General features: G+C 63.7%; 15 protein-coding genes. 5 read left to right on the top strand and 10 right to left on the bottom strand.

All coding sequences use genetic code 11. The features are described from left to right. Positions 1-163: 163 nt before the first annotated feature. Complete coding sequence (locus ACIPHN_RS06470; protein WP_400434388.1) at positions 164-1,558, bottom strand: nucleobase:cation symporter-2 family protein; 1,395 nt, start codon at positions 1,556-1,558, stop codon at positions 164-166. A 237-nt stretch (positions 1,559-1,795) separates the two neighbouring features. After that, positions 1,796-2,740 (bottom strand): LysR substrate-binding domain-containing protein, encoded by a 945-nt coding sequence (locus ACIPHN_RS06465; RefSeq protein ID WP_400434385.1) that lies wholly within the window; start codon positions 2,738-2,740, stop codon positions 1,796-1,798. A gap of 550 nt (positions 2,741-3,290) precedes the next feature. On the opposite strand from ACIPHN_RS06465, the gene ACIPHN_RS06460 reads away from it, so the two are divergent. Both ACIPHN_RS06460 and hutH read left to right on the top strand, forming a co-directional pair. Then, complete coding sequence (locus tag ACIPHN_RS06460) at positions 3,291-4,550, top strand: urate hydroxylase PuuD (RefSeq protein ID WP_400434382.1); 1,260 nt, start codon at positions 3,291-3,293, stop codon at positions 4,548-4,550. Between the two features lie 29 nt (positions 4,551-4,579). Then, positions 4,580-6,208 (top strand): histidine ammonia-lyase, encoded by a 1,629-nt coding sequence (hutH, locus tag ACIPHN_RS06455; protein WP_400434379.1) that lies wholly within the window; start codon positions 4,580-4,582, stop codon positions 6,206-6,208. A gap of 98 nt (positions 6,209-6,306) precedes the next feature. On the opposite strand, the gene ACIPHN_RS06450 is transcribed toward hutH, so the two are convergent. The 3 genes from ACIPHN_RS06450 to ACIPHN_RS06440 all read right to left on the bottom strand — a co-directional run bounded on the left by ACIPHN_RS06450 (position 6,307) and on the right by ACIPHN_RS06440 (position 10,176). Beyond that, a complete protein-coding gene (locus tag ACIPHN_RS06450) occupies positions 6,307-6,987 on the bottom strand; it encodes a Fe2+-dependent dioxygenase (RefSeq protein WP_400434376.1) in 681 nt (226 codons plus the stop codon). Positions 6,988-7,142: 155 nt separating this feature from the next. After that, the gene (locus tag ACIPHN_RS06445; RefSeq protein ID WP_400434373.1) at positions 7,143-9,386 is read right to left on the bottom strand and encodes a catecholate siderophore receptor Fiu; all 2,244 of its coding nucleotides are present in this window, start codon (positions 9,384-9,386) and stop codon (positions 7,143-7,145) included. 283 nt (positions 9,387-9,669) lie between these two features. Then, positions 9,670-10,176 (bottom strand): flavin reductase, encoded by a 507-nt coding sequence (locus ACIPHN_RS06440; RefSeq protein ID WP_400434370.1) that lies wholly within the window; start codon positions 10,174-10,176, stop codon positions 9,670-9,672. A 194-nt stretch (positions 10,177-10,370) separates the two neighbouring features. Between ACIPHN_RS06440 and ACIPHN_RS06435 the strand changes: the two genes are divergently transcribed. The 3 genes from ACIPHN_RS06435 to ACIPHN_RS06425 all read left to right on the top strand — a co-directional run bounded on the left by ACIPHN_RS06435 (position 10,371) and on the right by ACIPHN_RS06425 (position 12,748). Next, positions 10,371-11,297: a LysR family transcriptional regulator gene (locus tag ACIPHN_RS06435; RefSeq protein WP_400434367.1), complete on the top strand. Its 927-nt coding sequence runs from the start codon at positions 10,371-10,373 to the stop codon at positions 11,295-11,297. 153 nt (positions 11,298-11,450) lie between these two features. Further along, positions 11,451-12,341 carry an NADP-dependent oxidoreductase gene (locus tag ACIPHN_RS06430; RefSeq protein ID WP_400434364.1) on the top strand — a complete coding sequence of 297 codons (891 nt, stop codon included), beginning with the start codon at positions 11,451-11,453 and terminating at the stop codon, positions 12,339-12,341. 83 nt (positions 12,342-12,424) lie between these two features. Continuing rightward, positions 12,425-12,748 carry an antibiotic biosynthesis monooxygenase family protein gene (locus ACIPHN_RS06425; protein WP_400434361.1) on the top strand — a complete coding sequence of 108 codons (324 nt, stop codon included), beginning with the start codon at positions 12,425-12,427 and terminating at the stop codon, positions 12,746-12,748. A 15-nt stretch (positions 12,749-12,763) separates the two neighbouring features. On the opposite strand, the gene ACIPHN_RS06420 is transcribed toward ACIPHN_RS06425, so the two are convergent. From ACIPHN_RS06420 to ACIPHN_RS06400, 5 genes are all read right to left on the bottom strand, one after another. Further along, positions 12,764-13,576 carry an alpha/beta fold hydrolase gene (locus ACIPHN_RS06420; protein WP_400434358.1) on the bottom strand — a complete coding sequence of 271 codons (813 nt, stop codon included), beginning with the start codon at positions 13,574-13,576 and terminating at the stop codon, positions 12,764-12,766. A 28-nt stretch (positions 13,577-13,604) separates the two neighbouring features. After that, a complete protein-coding gene (locus tag ACIPHN_RS06415) occupies positions 13,605-14,165 on the bottom strand; it encodes a nuclear transport factor 2 family protein (RefSeq protein WP_400434355.1) in 561 nt (186 codons plus the stop codon). A 74-nt stretch (positions 14,166-14,239) separates the two neighbouring features. Continuing rightward, a complete protein-coding gene (locus ACIPHN_RS06410; protein ID WP_400434353.1) occupies positions 14,240-15,058 on the bottom strand; it encodes an ABC transporter permease in 819 nt (272 codons plus the stop codon). Continuing rightward, the gene (locus ACIPHN_RS06405) at positions 15,055-15,852 is read right to left on the bottom strand and encodes an ABC transporter ATP-binding protein (RefSeq protein WP_400434350.1); all 798 of its coding nucleotides are present in this window, start codon (positions 15,850-15,852) and stop codon (positions 15,055-15,057) included. The genes ACIPHN_RS06410 and ACIPHN_RS06405 overlap by 4 nt, the downstream gene beginning before the upstream one ends. Before the next feature lie 3 nt (positions 15,853-15,855). Next, positions 15,856-16,815 carry an ABC transporter substrate-binding protein gene (locus ACIPHN_RS06400; protein ID WP_400434347.1) on the bottom strand — a complete coding sequence of 320 codons (960 nt, stop codon included), beginning with the start codon at positions 16,813-16,815 and terminating at the stop codon, positions 15,856-15,858. Between the last annotated feature and the right edge of the window lie 59 nt (positions 16,816-16,874).

Here is a 16,874-nt window from a genome sequence, read left to right as displayed (position 1 = left end):
GTCGGCGCCGATTGTTGCGTACTCTGGTTGCGTTCTGCTGTTGCGCCGCCCACCCCAGGCGGGCCGGGCGGCGCATACCAGACTTTAAAACATCTTGGCCCGGATGGCATCAATGGTTTCATCTGGGCCGTATGTGATTTGGCGTATCACACCGGCAAGAGCTTCAGTGGTCCGAGCTTTGCGCGGCGGCCACGGCATAGCGGGCCACGTCTTCGTCGCGGCCACGGCCGTTGAAGAACAGGTTCAGGCCGACTGCCATGGCCGAGGCCAGCAGGATGCCGCTGTGGAAGATGGTGCCCAGCAGGTGCGGCATCTTGTCGAAGAAGGTGGGGGCGACGATGGGGATCATGCCCACGCCGATGCTGATGGCCACGATGAAGAGGTTGTTGCGGTTGGCGTGGAAATCCACCTTGGAGAGGATCTTGATGCCGGTGGCGGCCACCATGCCGAACATCACGATGCCGGCGCCGCCCAGCACGAACTGCGGGATCGAGGCGGCCACGTGCGCCATCTTGGGGAACAGGCCAAAGGCGATCAGGATCGCGCCGGCGGCCACGCAGACAAAGCGGCTGCGAATGCCCGTCACACCGACCAGGCCGACGTTCTGCGAGAACGAGGTGTAGGGGAAGGTGTTGAAGAGACCACCGATCACCGTGCCCAGGCCATCCACGCGCAGGCCGCTGGCCAGGGTGCGGTCATCGATCTTGCGGCCGACGATGTCGCCTAAGGCCATGAACATGCCGGTCGATTCGATCATGGTCACGATCATCACCAGGCACATGCTGACGATGGAGGCCAGGTCGAATTGCGGCAGGCCATAGTGGAAGGGCTGGATGAAGGCGAACCATTGCGCTGCATCGAGGCCGTCAAAGCTGATCTTCCCCAGCGCGAAGGCGATCACGAAGCCCACCACCATGCCCATCAGCACCGAGATGTTGGAGATGAAACCACGCGTGTACTTGGTGATCAGCAGGATGGACACCAGCACGATGGCGGCAATGGACAGCGACAGCGGCGAGCCGTAGTCGGGATTGGGCACCTTCACGAAGGCGCCGTCCACCAGCTTGCCGATCACCGGCTGGCCACCGGCGGCCCAGTTGATGCCCACGCCCATGAGCGAGACCCCGATCACCGTGATGACGGTGCCGGTCACCACCGGCGGGAAGTAGCGCATGAGCTTGCTCATGTAGGGCGAGGCCAGGATACAAAAAACGCCGGATGCAATCACGGCGCCATAGATGTGCAGGATGCTCAGCGAGGGGTTGTTGGCCATGGCCACCATCGGTCCCACGGCGGCGAAGGTGACGCCCATCATGACGGGCATGCGGATGCCGAATTTCCAGATGCCGGCACTCTGGATGATGGTGACCAGGCCGCAGCAGAACAGGTCGGCGCTGATCAGGTAGGCAATCTCGGACTTGGGCAGGTTCAGGGCGCCGCCGATGATGAGGGGCACGGCAATGGCGCCGGCGTACATCACCAGTACGTGTTGCATGCCCAGGGCAAACAACTTGAATATGGGCAGGCGTTCATCCACCGGATGGCTTGGGGTTTGCATGGCTTGTCTCCTAGTATTTTTTATGAAGGAACCTGACATGTGACCGCGCCCTTGGCCCCGTAGGGTGGCAGACGTGCCTTGTCGCTTGAGTGGTGGTTCCGGCTCAGCACCGTGTTCCGCTTCTGGAGGCGGATACCGGCCTGATGCTGGCGATACTAATGCAATCCGGGTGGTGCGATATATAAGGGGCCGCATACCGGTTGGCGAGTCCCTGATATAAGCACCCCGCCCACGGCCCTAGCTGCGTACCTGGGCGATCAGCTTGGCCGCCGCGCTGACCTGGGCGCGCAGCCACTTGTGCTCGGTGGCCTGGTGCACCCGCTCGTGCCAGAGCTGGTAGAAGCGCAGCGGCGGGAACTTGATGGGCACCGTATAACTTTTCAGGGCCAGCAGCTTTTCATAGAAGCTGGCGAACTGCTGGCCGGCGGTGAGCACCAGGTCGGTCTGCGAGACCATGTAGGGCAGCATGCGGAAATGCGCCGACTCCACCACCACGTTGCGATGCAGGTTCTGTTTTTCGAGGAAGGTATCGATGGTGCCATGGTAGCCGGGGAGGATCTGTGAGGGTGCGGCATGCGGCAGCGAGAGGTAATCCTCGATGCTCATGGCATCGCGCGCGGTGCGCTTGGCATAGGCGCAGTCGGCGCGCATGAGGCAGACGATGGGATCGTCGAAGAGCTTGGAGAGATGCAGGTGCGCCGGCGGCTCGTCCCAGTTGGCAATCACCAGGTCCAGCTCACCGTCCGAGAGCAGGCGCACGTAGTCGGTATCCGGCCCCAGGGCGTGGATGACGATGCGGCTCCTGGGCGACTCCCGGCGCAGCCGCGCGATCACCTCGGTGAAGAAGGGCGTGTTCATGTAGTCGGGCGCGGCGATGTGGAAGGTGCGCTCTTCCTCCTGCGGCACGAAGGCGGTCTTGGGCACGAACAGGCGCTCGGTCTCGTCGAGGATGCGCTTGGCCGGTTTCAGCAGGCTCTCGCCGTGCTGGGTCGGCACCATGCCGCGGGCACCGCGCACCAGCAGCGGGTCGCCGGTGAGTTCGCGCAGCTTGCGCAGCGAGGCCGAGATCGAGGGCTGGGGCTGGTTCAGCTTCAGGGCCACGCGCGAGACATTCTTTTCGCACAGCAACAGGTAAAGGATACGAATGAGGTGGATATCGAGATGGTCTGGCAGCCTGGACATGTGGATGTCTCCGGGGTCTTCGTTCTAGCAGGGCAGGTGACGGTTTTTCGTTCACTCTGGGGTGCCTGCATCGGGGCAGGCACTTTATCGTTTTAGGTAACCGGGACCGGGCGTGGACGCAGTCTGGCATGAAGCGAGCGCAAGCGTCCCACATTCAGGGGGCATTTTTGTATATGGACATTCGTATGTCAAATATACGTTGATAGCCATGTTTTGGACGGCCCCGGCGTTTATCGTTCGTGCAACCGGTACTAGCCAGCCATTGCCAGCCTCACGAGGGCAGCGCCGCAGGGGAGGCCGGTGATAACAGATGGCAGCAGCCATCGGGTCGTAGCGGCAGCGATGACCAGGAGACAAGAGGAGGCGATGCGCAGCGTATCGCGTCGTCTCGGCTTCCTGGCGCGCGGGAAGCCTTCACTCCACTCATCCAGCAGTTTCCATGTGGCATGCATGGCGGGGGAAGACTTTCATGGCGGCCCATTCCTGAGGCAATGCCTCGCCTGTCCGGAGTAAGTCGCGGTGGCGGACAGCAATACTGCGTGGGGAAGACATGGAAGCACTCTTGGTTTCGTATGGCCTGGAATGGGCCAATCTGTTGGTTCGCTGGCTGCACCTGATTACCGGTATCGCCTGGATCGGCGCATCCTTTTACTTTGTCTGGCTGGACAACTCCATCCGTCCGCCCAAGCCGGGCGGCGACCTGGCGAAGAAGGGCGTGTCCGGCGAGCTGTGGGCGGTACACGGTGGCGGTTTCTACAATCCCCAGAAATACCTGGTGGCGCCGGCCGAGCTGCCGGAAGAACTGCACTGGTTCAAGTGGGAAGCCTATGCCACCTGGATCACCGGTATCGCCATGCTGTTCATCGTCTATTACTTCAATGCCTCGGCGATGATGGTGGACAAGTCGGTGGCCAACCTCAGCGGCTTCGAAGCCGTGGGCGTGGGCATCGGCACCCTGGTGGCCGGCTGGATCGTCTATGACCTGCTGTGCCGCTCGCCGCTGGGCAAGCGCGAGGGCTTGCTGGGCCTGGTGATGTTCGTCTTCATCGTGGCCGTGGCCTTCATGCTCACGCACCTGCTCTCGGGCCGCGCCGCCTACATCCACGTGGGCGCCATGATCGGCACCATCATGGTGGGCAACGTGCTGATGGTGATCATCCCCGGCCAGCGCAAGCTGGTGGAGGCGATGAAAGCCGGCCGCGCGCCGGACCCCATCCACGGTCGTCGCGGCAAGCAGCGCAGCGTGCACAACAACTATTTCACGCTGCCCATCCTGTTCATCATGATCAGCAACCACTATGCGATGACCTATACCCATGCGTATAGCTGGCTGGTGCTGGCGGCCATCATGGCCGCGGGCGTGCTGATCCGCCACTTCTTCAACCTGCGTCACAAGGGCCAGGTGTCGGTGGGCTATCCGATTGCCGGCGTGATCCTGTTGCTGGTGGTCGCCATCACCATCGCACCGCGTCCGGTGGCGCCGGTGATGCCGGCAGCGGCTGCCGCTGTCCCGGCGGGCGCTTCGGCGCAAGCCAGTGCACCGGCTGCGGCGGCGCCCGACTTCACCCGCATCCAGGCCATCATCAGCCAGCGCTGCGCCACCTGCCACTCGGACAAGCCGACCCAGGCCGGCTTCGCCACCGCACCGGCCGGCATGATGCTGCAGACCCCGGAACTGATCCACCAGCACGCGGCCAAGGTGTTCCAGCGTGCGGTCCAGACCAAGGACATGCCGCTGGCCAACATGACCCAGATGACCGATGAGGAACGCGCCGAAGTGGCGGCCTGGTTCCAGGCCGGCGCCAAGTAAGCGTGATCTCCAACCTGTCAGGAAAAACGATGCAAACCATTACCATAGACGGCTTCAACCTCACCGCCCAGCAAGTCATCAGCGTGGCCCGCGCGCCGCACCTGAAGGTGGCCCTGGCCGACTCTTCCCGCGCTGCCCTGAAGCAAAGCCGCGACTACATCGAAAGCACCTGGATGCACGATGAAGCGCCGATGATGTACAGCTTCAACACCGGCGTGGGCCTGTTGAAGGACACCCGCATCAAGGTCGAGCACATCGAGCTGTTCCAGACCCAGATGATCCGCGCCCACAGCGGCGGCATCGGCGAGCCCTTCTCGGAAGAGGTCAGCCGCGCCACCATGCTCCTGCGCGCCAATGCCTTCGCCTCCAACTATTCCGCGCCGCGCGTGGAAGTGGTGGATCGCCTGCTGGCCTTCATCAATGCCGGCATCCACCCGATCATGCCGCAGAAGGGCTCGGTGGGCGCCTCCGGTGACCTGGCACCGCTGGCCTATCTGGCCGCCGCCATCGCCGGCTTCGACGAGGCCGAGGTGATGTACCAGGGCCAGCGCATGCGCGCCACCCAAGCCATCGAGCTGGCCGGCATCGGCCCGGTCAGGTTCGACCTCAAGGCCAAGGATGCCTCGGCGCTCATCAACGGTTGCACCGCCTCGCTGGCCGTGGCCATCCTGGCCGCGCACGATGCCCGTCACCTGCTCACCGATGCCTGCCTGTCGCTGGGCCTGACACTGGAAGCGATGCGCGCCGAGATGGCGGCCTTCGATCCGCGCATCCAGCAGGCGCGTCCGCATGCGGGCCAGATCAAGACGGCGGCGGTGATCCGCACGCTCCTGAAGGGCTCCACCCGCACCACCCATGAGGCCCGCGCGGTGCAACTGCCGGACGAACTGCGTCGCACCGACATTCCCTATACCGCGCGCATCCAGGACGTGTATTCGCTGCGCTGCGCACCGCAGGTGTATGGCCCGGTGTTCGATGCGCTGGACTACATCGACACCATCATCGAGAAGGAGACCAACTCCGCCACCGACAACCCGCTGATCTTCAACAAGGAAGACGGCGAGGGTTTCGAGATCATCTCCGGCGGCAACTTCCACGGCCAGTACCTGGCACAGGCGATGGACTTGCTGGCCATGGCCATCACCGACCTGGGCAGCATCTGCGAGCGCCGCATCGCCCGCCTGATCGACCCGACCCTGTCGTGGGGTTTGCCACGCAACCTGATGAGCGGTATCCGTGGCGTGAACACCGGCTATCCGGTGGTGCAATGCTCGATGAGTTCGCTGGTGATGGAAAACCGCACCCTGTGCATGCCGGGCAGCGTGGACAGCATCCCGTCCAAGGGCAATAGCGAAGACCACATCTCCAACTCGACCTGGTGCGCGCGCAAGGCCATGACGGTGGTGCAGAACACGCAATACATCATCGGTGTGGAAATGCTGCTGGCGGCGCAGGCACTGACCATGACCGAGGATTTGCTCAAGGGCTTCGAACTGGGTCAGGGCACGCAGGCCGCCTACGCGGAAATCCGTCGCCAGATCCCGGCTTGCCTGGAGGGGGATCGCTGGTTCCATGACGACGTGCGCGCCGCGCAGGACTTCGTGGTCAGCGGCTCCGTGCGCGATGCGGTGATCGCGGCGATCGGGCGCTTCGTCTGATAGCACCGAACTGAAGTGGCAGTAAAAAAGGCCGTCCGGGTCATGCCGGACGGCCTTTGCATTTGATTTGCGTTGTGGCGAGTAAACAATTTAAAAAATCAGATCTCCGCCCACTGCCGCAGCAGGTTGTGATAGTGCCCGGTCAGGCCCAACACTTCCTCGGTATCGCCGATCTTCTCGCGCAGGCTGTAGATGTTGCGGTCCAGCTCGAAGAGCATGCTGCGCTTCCAGTCGTCGCGGATCATGCTCTGGCTCCAGAAGAAGGAGCACACGCGCGCGCCAGCGGTGACCGGCTCGACTCGGTGCAGGCTGGTGGAGGGGTAGACGATCAGGTCACCCGCCGGCAGCTTGACTTCGTGGGTGCCATAGGTGTCGACCACCACCAGCTCGCCACCCTCGTATTCCTCGGGGTCCGACAGGAACAGCGTGGATGAGACATCGGTGCGGATGCTGCCCGCGCCATTGGGCAGGTGGCGTACCGAGCCATCCACATGCAGGCCGTAGTGCTCGCCGCCTTCGTAGCTGTTGAACAGCGGCGGCATGGTCTTCCTGGGCAGGGCGGCGGCAAAGAACAGGGGATTCTTGCGCAGCGCCTCCAGGATGATCTCGCCCAGCTGGAAGCCCAGCGGCGAATGCTCCGGCAGTTGCCGGTTGCGCTTGACCCGGGCGCCCTGGTCGCCCACGGTCGCGCGTCCATCCACCCAGTCGCTGCGCGCCAGTTCGGTGCGAATGTGACGGACCTGCTCGGTGGTGAGGACCTCTGGGATATGCAGCATCATGATGGAATTCTCCTGTTGCGAATGAAAAAGCCCCTCCGGGAAGGAGGGGCCGTCAAGTCTGGCTGTTCCTTGGCTGGATCCGGCCGGCGACACCATTCTGGACAAGGCCGGTGTCAACCGGGCTGAGGCAGATCAAGCCATTGCCATGCGCAGGATCAGAACTTGAAGTTGGCCGTCAGTGCCACGGAACGCGGTGTACCCGGGGTGTAACGATAGCCGCTCTTGTTGATCGCCGCTACGTAGTCCTTGTCGAAAATATTGTACAGATTCAACTGCAGGTCCACGTTCTTGTTGATCACGTAACCGACCATGCCATCGAAGACCCAGTAGGCGTTGGCATACTTGGGCGTGCCGACCGCGCCATCGGTGCCGCGCAGCAGCGAGCTCACGTAGCGTGCACCGCCGCCCACGGTAAAGCCTTGCGGCAGGCGGTAGGTGGCCCAGGACGTGAAGGCCTGCTTGGGCGTGTAGGCCAGGTTGTTTTCGCCTGCCGCCGTGACGATGGCGCCACTGTCGACCTTGGTCTTCATGTAGGTGTAGCCGGCCGTCAGCGAGAGGTTGCTGGTGACGTCACCGGTGACGCCCAGCTCTATCCCTTGCACGGTCTTCTTGCCGGTCTGGAAGTACTGGCCGGAAGTGGCGTCGAGTTCGACCTCATTGTTGACTTCGGTGCGGAACAGGGCGGCGGTCACGGCCAGCTTCTTGTCGAGCAGGTCCCACTTGGTACCCAGCTCCGAGGTCTTGGTCTTCTGCGGCACGTAGTTGGCGTTGGCGGCGCTGTTGGACGCGGCACTCAGGGCAAAGTTGGCGCCGCCCGGCGGTTGCTGGGAGGTGGCGTACAAGGCGTAGATGCTGCTGTAGCTGGTGGGCTTGTAGATGGCGGCCAGTTTCCAGTTGAACAGGTTGCCCGAGGTCGACAGGTTGGTGATGGTACCCGCCGCGTTGGAGTAGTAGGTGGTGCGGTAGTGGTCTTCGCGGATGCCGCCATTGAGGGACCAATGCTCGTTGAACTTCAGGGTGTCGAACAAATAGGCCGAGACGGTATCGGTCTTGCCATCGTTGTAGCCGGTGGCCGTCATCGTGTAGGTCTTGGGGTCGTTCGGATTGGGGTTGTACAGGTTGGCCACCGACAGCGTGCCGCCCCGCGTGAAGGACAGGGCGTGCTGCTTTTCCTCGGTGAACTCGACGCCGCCGACCAGGGTGTGCTTGAGGCCACCGGTCTGCAGGTCGGCGGTGATATTGGTCTGGTTGGTGATGATCTCGTTGCTCTGGTCCTTGCGGGTCGGGTTGGAGCGCGAGATCGTCCAGCCGGACGGATTGCTGGCCGAGGGCGTAACCAGGTTGGCTGCCGTTCCCATGAAGGAGGTCAGCAGGTAATCCTGGCTGGTCTTGGCGTAGCGGGTGGTGTTCTGCAGTTTCACGTCGGGCGAGAAATCATGCTCCACGCGCGCGGTGAACATGTCGGAGGTGACCTTGTCGTAGTCTCCGGAGAGCCCATAGAAATTGGCCGAATTGACCCGCGCCGCCGAGGTGAGATAGCTGCGCGTATCCGGCGAGGTATAGCCGGGCAGGCCGATGGTCGGCACGCCGCCGTCAGGCACGTTGTCCTGGTCGATGTGGACGTAGTTCAGGAACACCCGGGTCGGGCTGTTCAGGCCGAAGGCCAGCGACGGCGCGATGCCGGTGCGGTCGTTCTTGACTTCGTGGCGGCCGGGTACGCCGCTGTCCTGCTTCATCAGATTCAGGCGCATGGCGATGCCACGGTCTTCGTCCAGGACCTTGTTCCAGTCGGCGGTGGCGCGCTTCTGGTTCCAGCTGCCGTAGGTGGCCGAGGCATTGAAGAAGTTGCTCATCTCGGCCTGCTTGGTGACCAGGTTGATCGAGCCGGTGGGCGAGCCGCGACCGTTGTCGGTGCCGGCGGGGCCCTTGAGGACTTCGACCTGCTGGATGTTGAACATGTCGCGCGAGATCGAGCCGAGGTCGCGCACGTTATCGACGAAGATCGCGCTGGAGGCATCGAAGCCGCGCATGTAGATGGCGTCGCCGGTGCTGGTGCTGCCGTTCTCACCGAGATAGAAGGTGCCGACGCCGGGGCTGTTGCGCAGGGCTTCGGTCAGGGTGGTGGCGCCTTGCTGGTCGATCAGCTGCTTCTTGATCACGGTCAGTGTCTGCGGGGTATCCACCAGCGGCTGGCTGTACTTGGCGGAGGAGGCCTTGTCGGCCTTGTAATCCGATTCCTGGGTGGCGGTGACTTCCAGCTTGGGAAGCGTGCTGCCGGTGGCCTGGGCGTGGGCGCCCATGGCGGGCAACAGCAGGGCGCCGGCAACGGCGAGGTGGGTAGCGGTCAGTGCAGGCTGGCGCGCAGCCTGCGCGTGCTTGCGGCTTTTAATGTAGCTCATGGCAAGGGTCCGAGAGAAAGTGTTGATGTTCTCCTGGCTGGCTTTGAGCAACGTATAGAGCGGCGGTCACAGCGGACCGCGCCGTCATCGTGAGGGTGGCTGGCGGATTTCTGGTTTTTGTATCCTGGATCCGGTGAAGTGTTTCTTTTTGATACAGGATTTTACAATTATAAACAACATTCAATAAAAATGATTCTCATTAGCAAAAAAATTTCCTGACCATTCCTGAACGGCATGCGGATGGGCCCCTGCCTGTTGTTCAGGATGTCGTTGCGGGCCGCTTCTAGGCCGCCGTTGCTAGCGCGGCCGTGGCCGCCATGCGATGGAAGCGGCGCCCGAAATAGGCCAGGCCGTCGCCCGCCGTCTGCTCCAGACGGATATGCCGGATCTCCACGAAGAACACGCCGTGCGTGCCGGCCTGCTGTTGCAGCACGATGTCGCCCTCCAGCACCGCCAGTGCATCGGGCAGGGTAGGCTGGCCGTGCTCGCCGGTCTCCCACTGCACGTGATCCATGCGCTCGGCCGGGGCCAGTCCGGTCATGCCGGCGATCAGGCGCGCGAGGTCCTCGTGATGCGCGGCCAGGACATTGACACACAGCCGGCCATTGGCCACCAGGATGGCGTGTGCGGCACTCTTCTGGTTGATGCACACCAGCAGCGTCGCCGGTTCGTCCGAGACCGAACTGACGGCGCTGACCGTGATGGCCGCGCGCCCGGCAGGACCATCGGTGGTGATGATGTTGACCGCTGCCGACAGGCGCGCCATGGCATCGCGAAATTCGGTTTTCATGTCGTATGCTTTCCAAAAAAAAGAGATGACACCGGGCGCGGGGCGCCGTTATCCTTTTACGCACACTGGCACCGGGAAGGCGGATGTCGATCAGCAGGAGAGAGGGAGAACGCAGCGCACACAGGCGTGCGTTCTGGGATGAACAATAGACCGTGAGCAAATCATGGGTCAAATGATTGTCTGGAATGTCGCGCATGAAGCAAATGAATATCGCCACCGTGGACCTGAACCTGCTCAAGACCTTCATCGTCATCTGGGAGTTGCGCAGCCTCACCGCCGCCGCCGATCGCCTGCACCTGACCCAGCCTGCGGTCAGCCATGCCTTGCGGCGGCTGCGCGAGATGTTCGACGATCCGCTCTTCGTGCGCAGCACCTCGACCATGCTGCCCACCGAGACCGCCATCCGCCTGCATGAACCGATTTCCCGCGCGTTGGCCATCCTCCACGACGCCCTGCATACGCAGGCGCAGTTCGATCCGGCCACGGCCACGCGCACTTTCCGGCTGGTGATGTCGGACATGTCCTGCAGCCACGTCCTGCCGCTGCTCATGGAAGAGCTGGCTCATGCCGCGCCGCATGTCTCCATCGAGGTGCAGCAGATGGCCATGGACAGCCTGGGCGCGGCCATGCGCAATGGCGATATCGACCTGGCCTTCGGCTACCTGCCGGGCTTGCCCGAGGATTGCCAGAGCCAGCTGGTGCTCTACGACGACTACATCTGCATGCTGCGCCGGGAGCACCCGCTGGCCAACGGGCCGCTGACGCTGGAAGCCCTGTTGCAGCTGCGCTATGTCTACACTGCCACCAACACCACCGGCCACCAGCTGGCCGAAGATGTGCTGCGCAATGCCGGCGTCAAGCGCGATGTTGCCCTGCGCATGCCGCATTTCACGGTGGCGCCGCAGATCGTGCGCATCACCGACCTGGCCCTGTTCCTGCCGCGCAGCATCGCCGAGCGGCACAACCTCGACCATGCCTTCGTGCTGCTGGACCTGCCGCTGGAGATGCCGCGCATTCCGGTGAGCATCTATACGCATACGCGCTTCTCGTCCGACTCCGGCATCCAGTGGCTGCGCAGCCTGCTCATCGAGATGTTCGGGCGCGAAGAGATCCAAGGCTAGATCGCAGCGCGCCGGCAAGATGATTGCCCCGGATCGGAACGATAAGAACGACTGATTTGACCCTTGCGCCGGCCGCGCCGACACTGTCGGCTGGACTCATCGCTTTTGCCCCTCGTGCGCGCCATCACCTACCATCAATACGGACCGCCGTCCGTGCTGCAGCTCACCGACATCGACGCCGCCCCGCTCTTGCCCGGCCATGTGCGGGTGGCCATGCAGGCCGCCGGCATGGCACCGGTCGACACCAAGCTGCGTGCGGGGTTGTTGCAACAGCTTGTGCCAATCAGCTTGCCCAAGATCCCGGGGCGCGATGGTGCCGGCATCGTGACGGCCATCGGCGCAGGCGTGGAGGACGTGCAGGTCGGTGATGCCGTCTGCGTGATGCCGGGCATGCTGGCGCGCGGCACCACGCTGGAGGTGGCGGTGCTGCCGCAACAGCAGCTGGTGCGCAAGCCGGCTGGCCTGGGTATGCAGGAAGCGGCGGCCCTGCTGCAGCCCGGTGCCAGCGCCTGGATTCCGTTGATGCGTACCGCGTCGATACAGCCCGGCATGAAGGTATTGATCCACGCCGGGTCGGGCGCGGTGGGCAGCCTGATGGTGCAGCTGGCACGCCATCTTGGTGCCGAGGTGACGGCCACCTGCCGCCATGCCAATGCCGAGTACGTGGCCGGGCTGGGGGCGCATCGGGTGATCGCCTACGACCGCGAGGATTTCTCTACGCTGCGCGATCAGGATGTGGTCGTCGATCTGGTCGGCGGTAGCACGCATGAGCGCTCCTATGCAGTACTGCGTCGTGGCGGCCATCTGGTCTGGCTGGTCGCCGCGCCGATACGCGATCGCGGGGCGGAGTTTGGCGTCACGGTCACGCGCGCCATGATCGCGGAAGACCGGGACATCCTGCAGCAGGTCGTCGACCTGGCCAGTGCAGGCGTGTGGCGACCGGCCGTGAGCCGGGTGTTGCCGATGGCAGAGATCGCCCGTGCGCATGAACTGCTGGAGCAGGGGGCCGTCACGCGTGGCAGGCTGGTGCTGGACCTCACCTGACCGCCTTGTGCGACCCTGCCTGAAAGCAGGCACAATGGCGCCTCGTTCTGCTATCTGCTCACCACTACCGCCAGCGAGAAGCCATGTCCATAGCCCACACCGGGGACACCCCCTACTACGCCGTGATCTTCACCTCCCTTCGTACCGCCGGCGACGACGGCTATGGCGACATGGCCGAGGCCATGGTGGAGGCGGCTTCCAGGCAACCGGGATTCCTGGGTGTGGAGTCGGCGCGGGAAGAGGTCGGCATCACCGTCTCCTACTGGCAGAGCCTGGAAGCGATTGCCGCCTGGAAGCGCGACATCGACCACCTGCACGCACAACGCCTGGGCCGCGAGAAGTGGTACCAGGCCTACAAGACCCGCATCTGCAAGGTCGAACGCGACTACGATTTCGCGCGCGATTGAACCGGTGCGACGGCCTCAGGCGAGGCTGTCGATGAAGCGGCTGATCGCTTCCGAGAAAGGTGCCGGCAACTGGTCCGGCATCGGCACCATACCCTCGGCCAGCGTGACCAGGCGACTTCCTGCAATGGCATCGGCCACGCGCTGCGCATAGGGTGCGGAGTGCGGATCGCGTCCCGCCTGCAGCACCAGCGTCGGTGCCCGTACCAGGCCGATACGTTCTTCCATCCGGTAGTTGCGCACTACCACATGCCCCTGCGAGGCCATCGGTCCGGCCTTGATCGCATCGACCATGAAGCGTGACAGCAGGTCGATATCGCCCTCGGGATAGTAAGGCTGGCGCCGCTGCCAGAGTTCCTGCAGATGGCTGCCGTCAGGGCGGGCTTCGACGTCGTCGATGGTGCGCTTGCCGGCATGGGCGATGCGCCTGGCCTCATCGTTGTAAGGGCAGGACGACAGCACCAGGCCGGTGACGCGTTGCGGCGCCGAGGCGGCGATTTCCATCGCAGTCACGGCACCGGTGTGATGGCCCACGATCACGGCCCTGGCGATCTCCATCCGATCCAGTACCTCGATGGCGATGCCGGCCCAGCGTTCGATGCTGTGTTCTTCCAAAGGCAATTGGCATGAATCGCCAAAGCCGACGGTATCGATGGCGATGGCGCGATGCTGCTGCCCCAGTCGCGGCAGCACATCGCGGAACTCATCCCAGGAGCGCGGCGTCTGGTGCAGCAGCAGCACCGGCCTGCCTTCGCCAGCGGTGGCGACATGGATGGCGCCGGCGCTGGTCTGGACGAAGCTGCGGCGGATCGCGGGATGAGGGGTGGTCATGGTGGATAACAGTAAATGATATGAATGATTACTTCATCAGCACCGAGTAGGTCGGCACGTTGTTGGCCCAGCCGCTGGTCAGTGGCGCCACGAAGACGTTCTCGGTGCGGGTGCGGGCGATCTTCCAGACGCCATCGACCTTCTTGAACAGGTTGTTGAGGCGGCTGGAACGCAGCAGTGAGGAACCGTCACCGAAGATCCAGGGCTGGCAATGTACCCACTGGCCATCGGCATGGGTGCATTCGGCGTTGACGTGGATCTGCTCCGAAGTCAGGTAGTGGACATTCAAGAGCAGTTCGGGATCCTTCTTCTGGCCCCAGAAGGCCTGGAAGTGTTTGCGGATCGCCTCCTTGCCAACGGCCTGGCCGAACTGGCCTTCGTAGTAGGCGCCCACGCCTTCCCAGATGGCATCCTCGGCATAGAGGTCGAGGATCTTTTCGATGCGCTCGGCGTCGTCGACCACCGGTTCCGGGCAGGGGGTGTCGCACAGGAACATGTAGCGTGCCTGGATGCGGCGGATATCGGCCTCGGCTTCGAGCACGTCGAGGCGGCGTTTCAGTTGCAGGATTTCGTGGTTCAGGTCGGTCATGGTGCAGAGTCTCTCTTTTATTGTGGGACCGCCCTGCGCACGGTAGCGCAAGGCGGGCAGGATGCAGCAGGGGATTACAGGTAGCGCGCCAGCAGCTTGCGGGTCGCCACGCGCAGTACACGGTCGAACAGGTAGCCCAGCAGGCCCAGGGCGATGATGCCCACGAACACCCATTCGGTGCGGCTGAAGTTGCGTGCCGTCCAGATCAGGGCGCCCAGGCCCTCACGCGCCGACACGATCTCGGCCGAGACCACCGTGAGGAAGGAATTGCCCATCGCGATGCGCGCACCGGTGACCATGAAGGGCACGGTCGAGGGCAGGATCACGGTGGTCAGGATCTTCCACTGTCCGGCGCCCAGCGAGGCCGCCGCCCGCAGGCGCAGCGGGTTCACCGCCTGCACGCCGGCGATGGTGTTCAAGGTGACGATGAAGACGGTGGTATAGAAGATCAGGGCGATTTTCGACAATTCACCTGGGCCAAGCCAGATCACCGCCAGGGTGACGAAGGCGATCGGCGGGATGAAGCGGAAGAACTCGATATACGGATCCAGCAATTGCCGCACCGTCTCGAAGCGCCCCATGAAGATCCCCAGCGGCACGCCGATCAGCACACCCGCGCCCCAGCCGGCCAGGATGCGTCCGGACGAGGCCAGCACCGATTGCTGCAGGGTACCGTCGCCGATCAGCTCCAGCGCCGCCGCCCAGGTCATCGAGACCGATGGCAGGAACAGCGGCGAGGTGGTCATCGACACCAGTTGCCACAGCACCAGGCCACCGACAATGGCAATGACCGAGATGAGAAAGGGCCGCGCCGCCTTGAGGCGACGGGCGAAGGTGGAGGGCGTGGCCGGATCTTGCGCCGCCGGCGTGGCTGTCTGTGTGAGCTGGCTCATTTCACTAGTTCCTCTTCGATCAATCCCTGGGCGCGCAGCACGCGCGTGACTTCGGCGCCGATGTCGTCGCGGATGCGCGCATACAGGGCCATGCAGGCCGGATCGGCCGGGTCGCGGGGATGGGGCAGGTCGATGCTTTCGATGGCCTTGATGTGGGCGCGCGGACCGGCCGTCATGGTGACCACGCGATCGGCCAGCAGGATGGCTTCCCAGATGTCATGCGTGACGAAGACGATGGTGCAGCCGGTGCTTTTCCAGATGCGGTCCAGTTCGCTTTGCAGGACCTCGCGGGTCTGCGCATCGAGTGCGCCGAAGGGCTCGTCCATCAGCACCACCGAGGGTTCGTTGACCAGCACGCGGGCGATCTGCGCGCGCTGGCGCATGCCGCCCGACAACTCGCCGGGGAACTTGTCGATGGCGTGCTTCAGGCCCACCAGCGAGACATAGCGCTCGGCCGCCGCCCGCCGCTCGGTGGCTGGCACGCTGCGCAGCTTGAGACCGTACTCGACGTTCTCGCGTACCGACAGCCAGGGAAAGAGCGCCTCCGAGGACTGGAACACGACGCCACGATCCAGCCCCGGCCCCTTGACGCGCTGGCCGTCGATGCTGATCTCGCCCTTGACTTCCTGGAAGCCGGCAATCGCATTGAGCAGGGTGGACTTGCCGCAGCCCGAGGGGCCGAGCAGGCAGACGAATTCACCGGCACGGATATCGAGATCGATACCGGCCATGATCTCGTTGGCGCCGATGGTCAATCCCACCCGCTTGATGGAAACAGAAGATCCCGAGGCCATCGCTTACCCCTTGTAGAAACCGCGCTGCAACACCTTGGCCATATCCACCGGGGCCTTGATGGCTTGCTTGGAGAGCAGGAAGTCACCGATGGCATTGGCGGTCTTCAGGTCGGTATCGCTGAAGTCGCGCACCACCGGTTCCATGTCCTTGAGCGAGTTCAGTGTCTGCGGCACCGGGATGCGGGTGATGGCCTGCACCGATTGCGCCGCGCGCGGCGGATCCTTGCGGGTGATCTCGGCGGCCTCTGCCAGGGCCTTGAGGATATTGCCCGCCACTTCCTTGTTGGCGGCGAGCCAGCCGGCAGTGGCCGAGAGCCACAGCGTGCTGGTGTAGCCGACGTCGCCACAGGTCATCAGGACGTGGCCGCCTTGCTGCACGCCCAGCGTGGGCCAGGGTTCCCAGACGAAGTAGGCGTCGATGTCGCCGCGCGCCAGCAGCGCCGGCAGCTCGGGCGGGCCGGAACGCACCATCTCGATCTTGCTGGCATCGAGATTGAGTTTCTTGATGGTCAGGCCGGTGACGTATTCCGAGACCGAGCCGGCGACGATGCCGAACTTCCTGATCTTGTCGGCCGAGGTGATTTCCTTGCGGGCCACCAGCTTGAGATAGGTCTTGGACTGGTAGGTCACCGCCAGCGGACGCAACTCGGCGCGCGAGAGGCGCACGATGTGCGTGGGTTCGCCGGCACAGCCCAGGTTGACCTGGTTGGCCACCAGCGCGTTGAGCGCCTCGCCGCCATCGGTGTAGGACTGCACCGTGACATTGGGCGCGCCGTACTTGGCGAAGAGCTTTTCGTTGGCCGCCACGAAGAAGGCGGTAAACACCGGATCGGCGCCCACCCCGATGGTGATAGGCGCACCCTGGGCCAGGGCTGGCAGGGCAGGGGCGGCCCCTGCGGCGAGCATGGACGCGGCACCCAGCAGGAGCTTGCGGCGTTGTGGAGAGACGGTGGTGTGGGTCACGAGCTTGGTCCTCTTGTCAAAGTGAGTGGGATGCCAGTGGAGATGGCAGGCACGGCGGC

The sequence above is a fragment of the Herbaspirillum sp. NPDC087042 genome (genome assembly GCF_044745245.1).
GTDB lineage: Bacteria > Pseudomonadota > Gammaproteobacteria > Burkholderiales > Burkholderiaceae_D > Herbaspirillum.
Note: the sequence above shows the minus strand (reverse complement) of the source record. Positions and strands in the feature narration are given on the sequence as shown.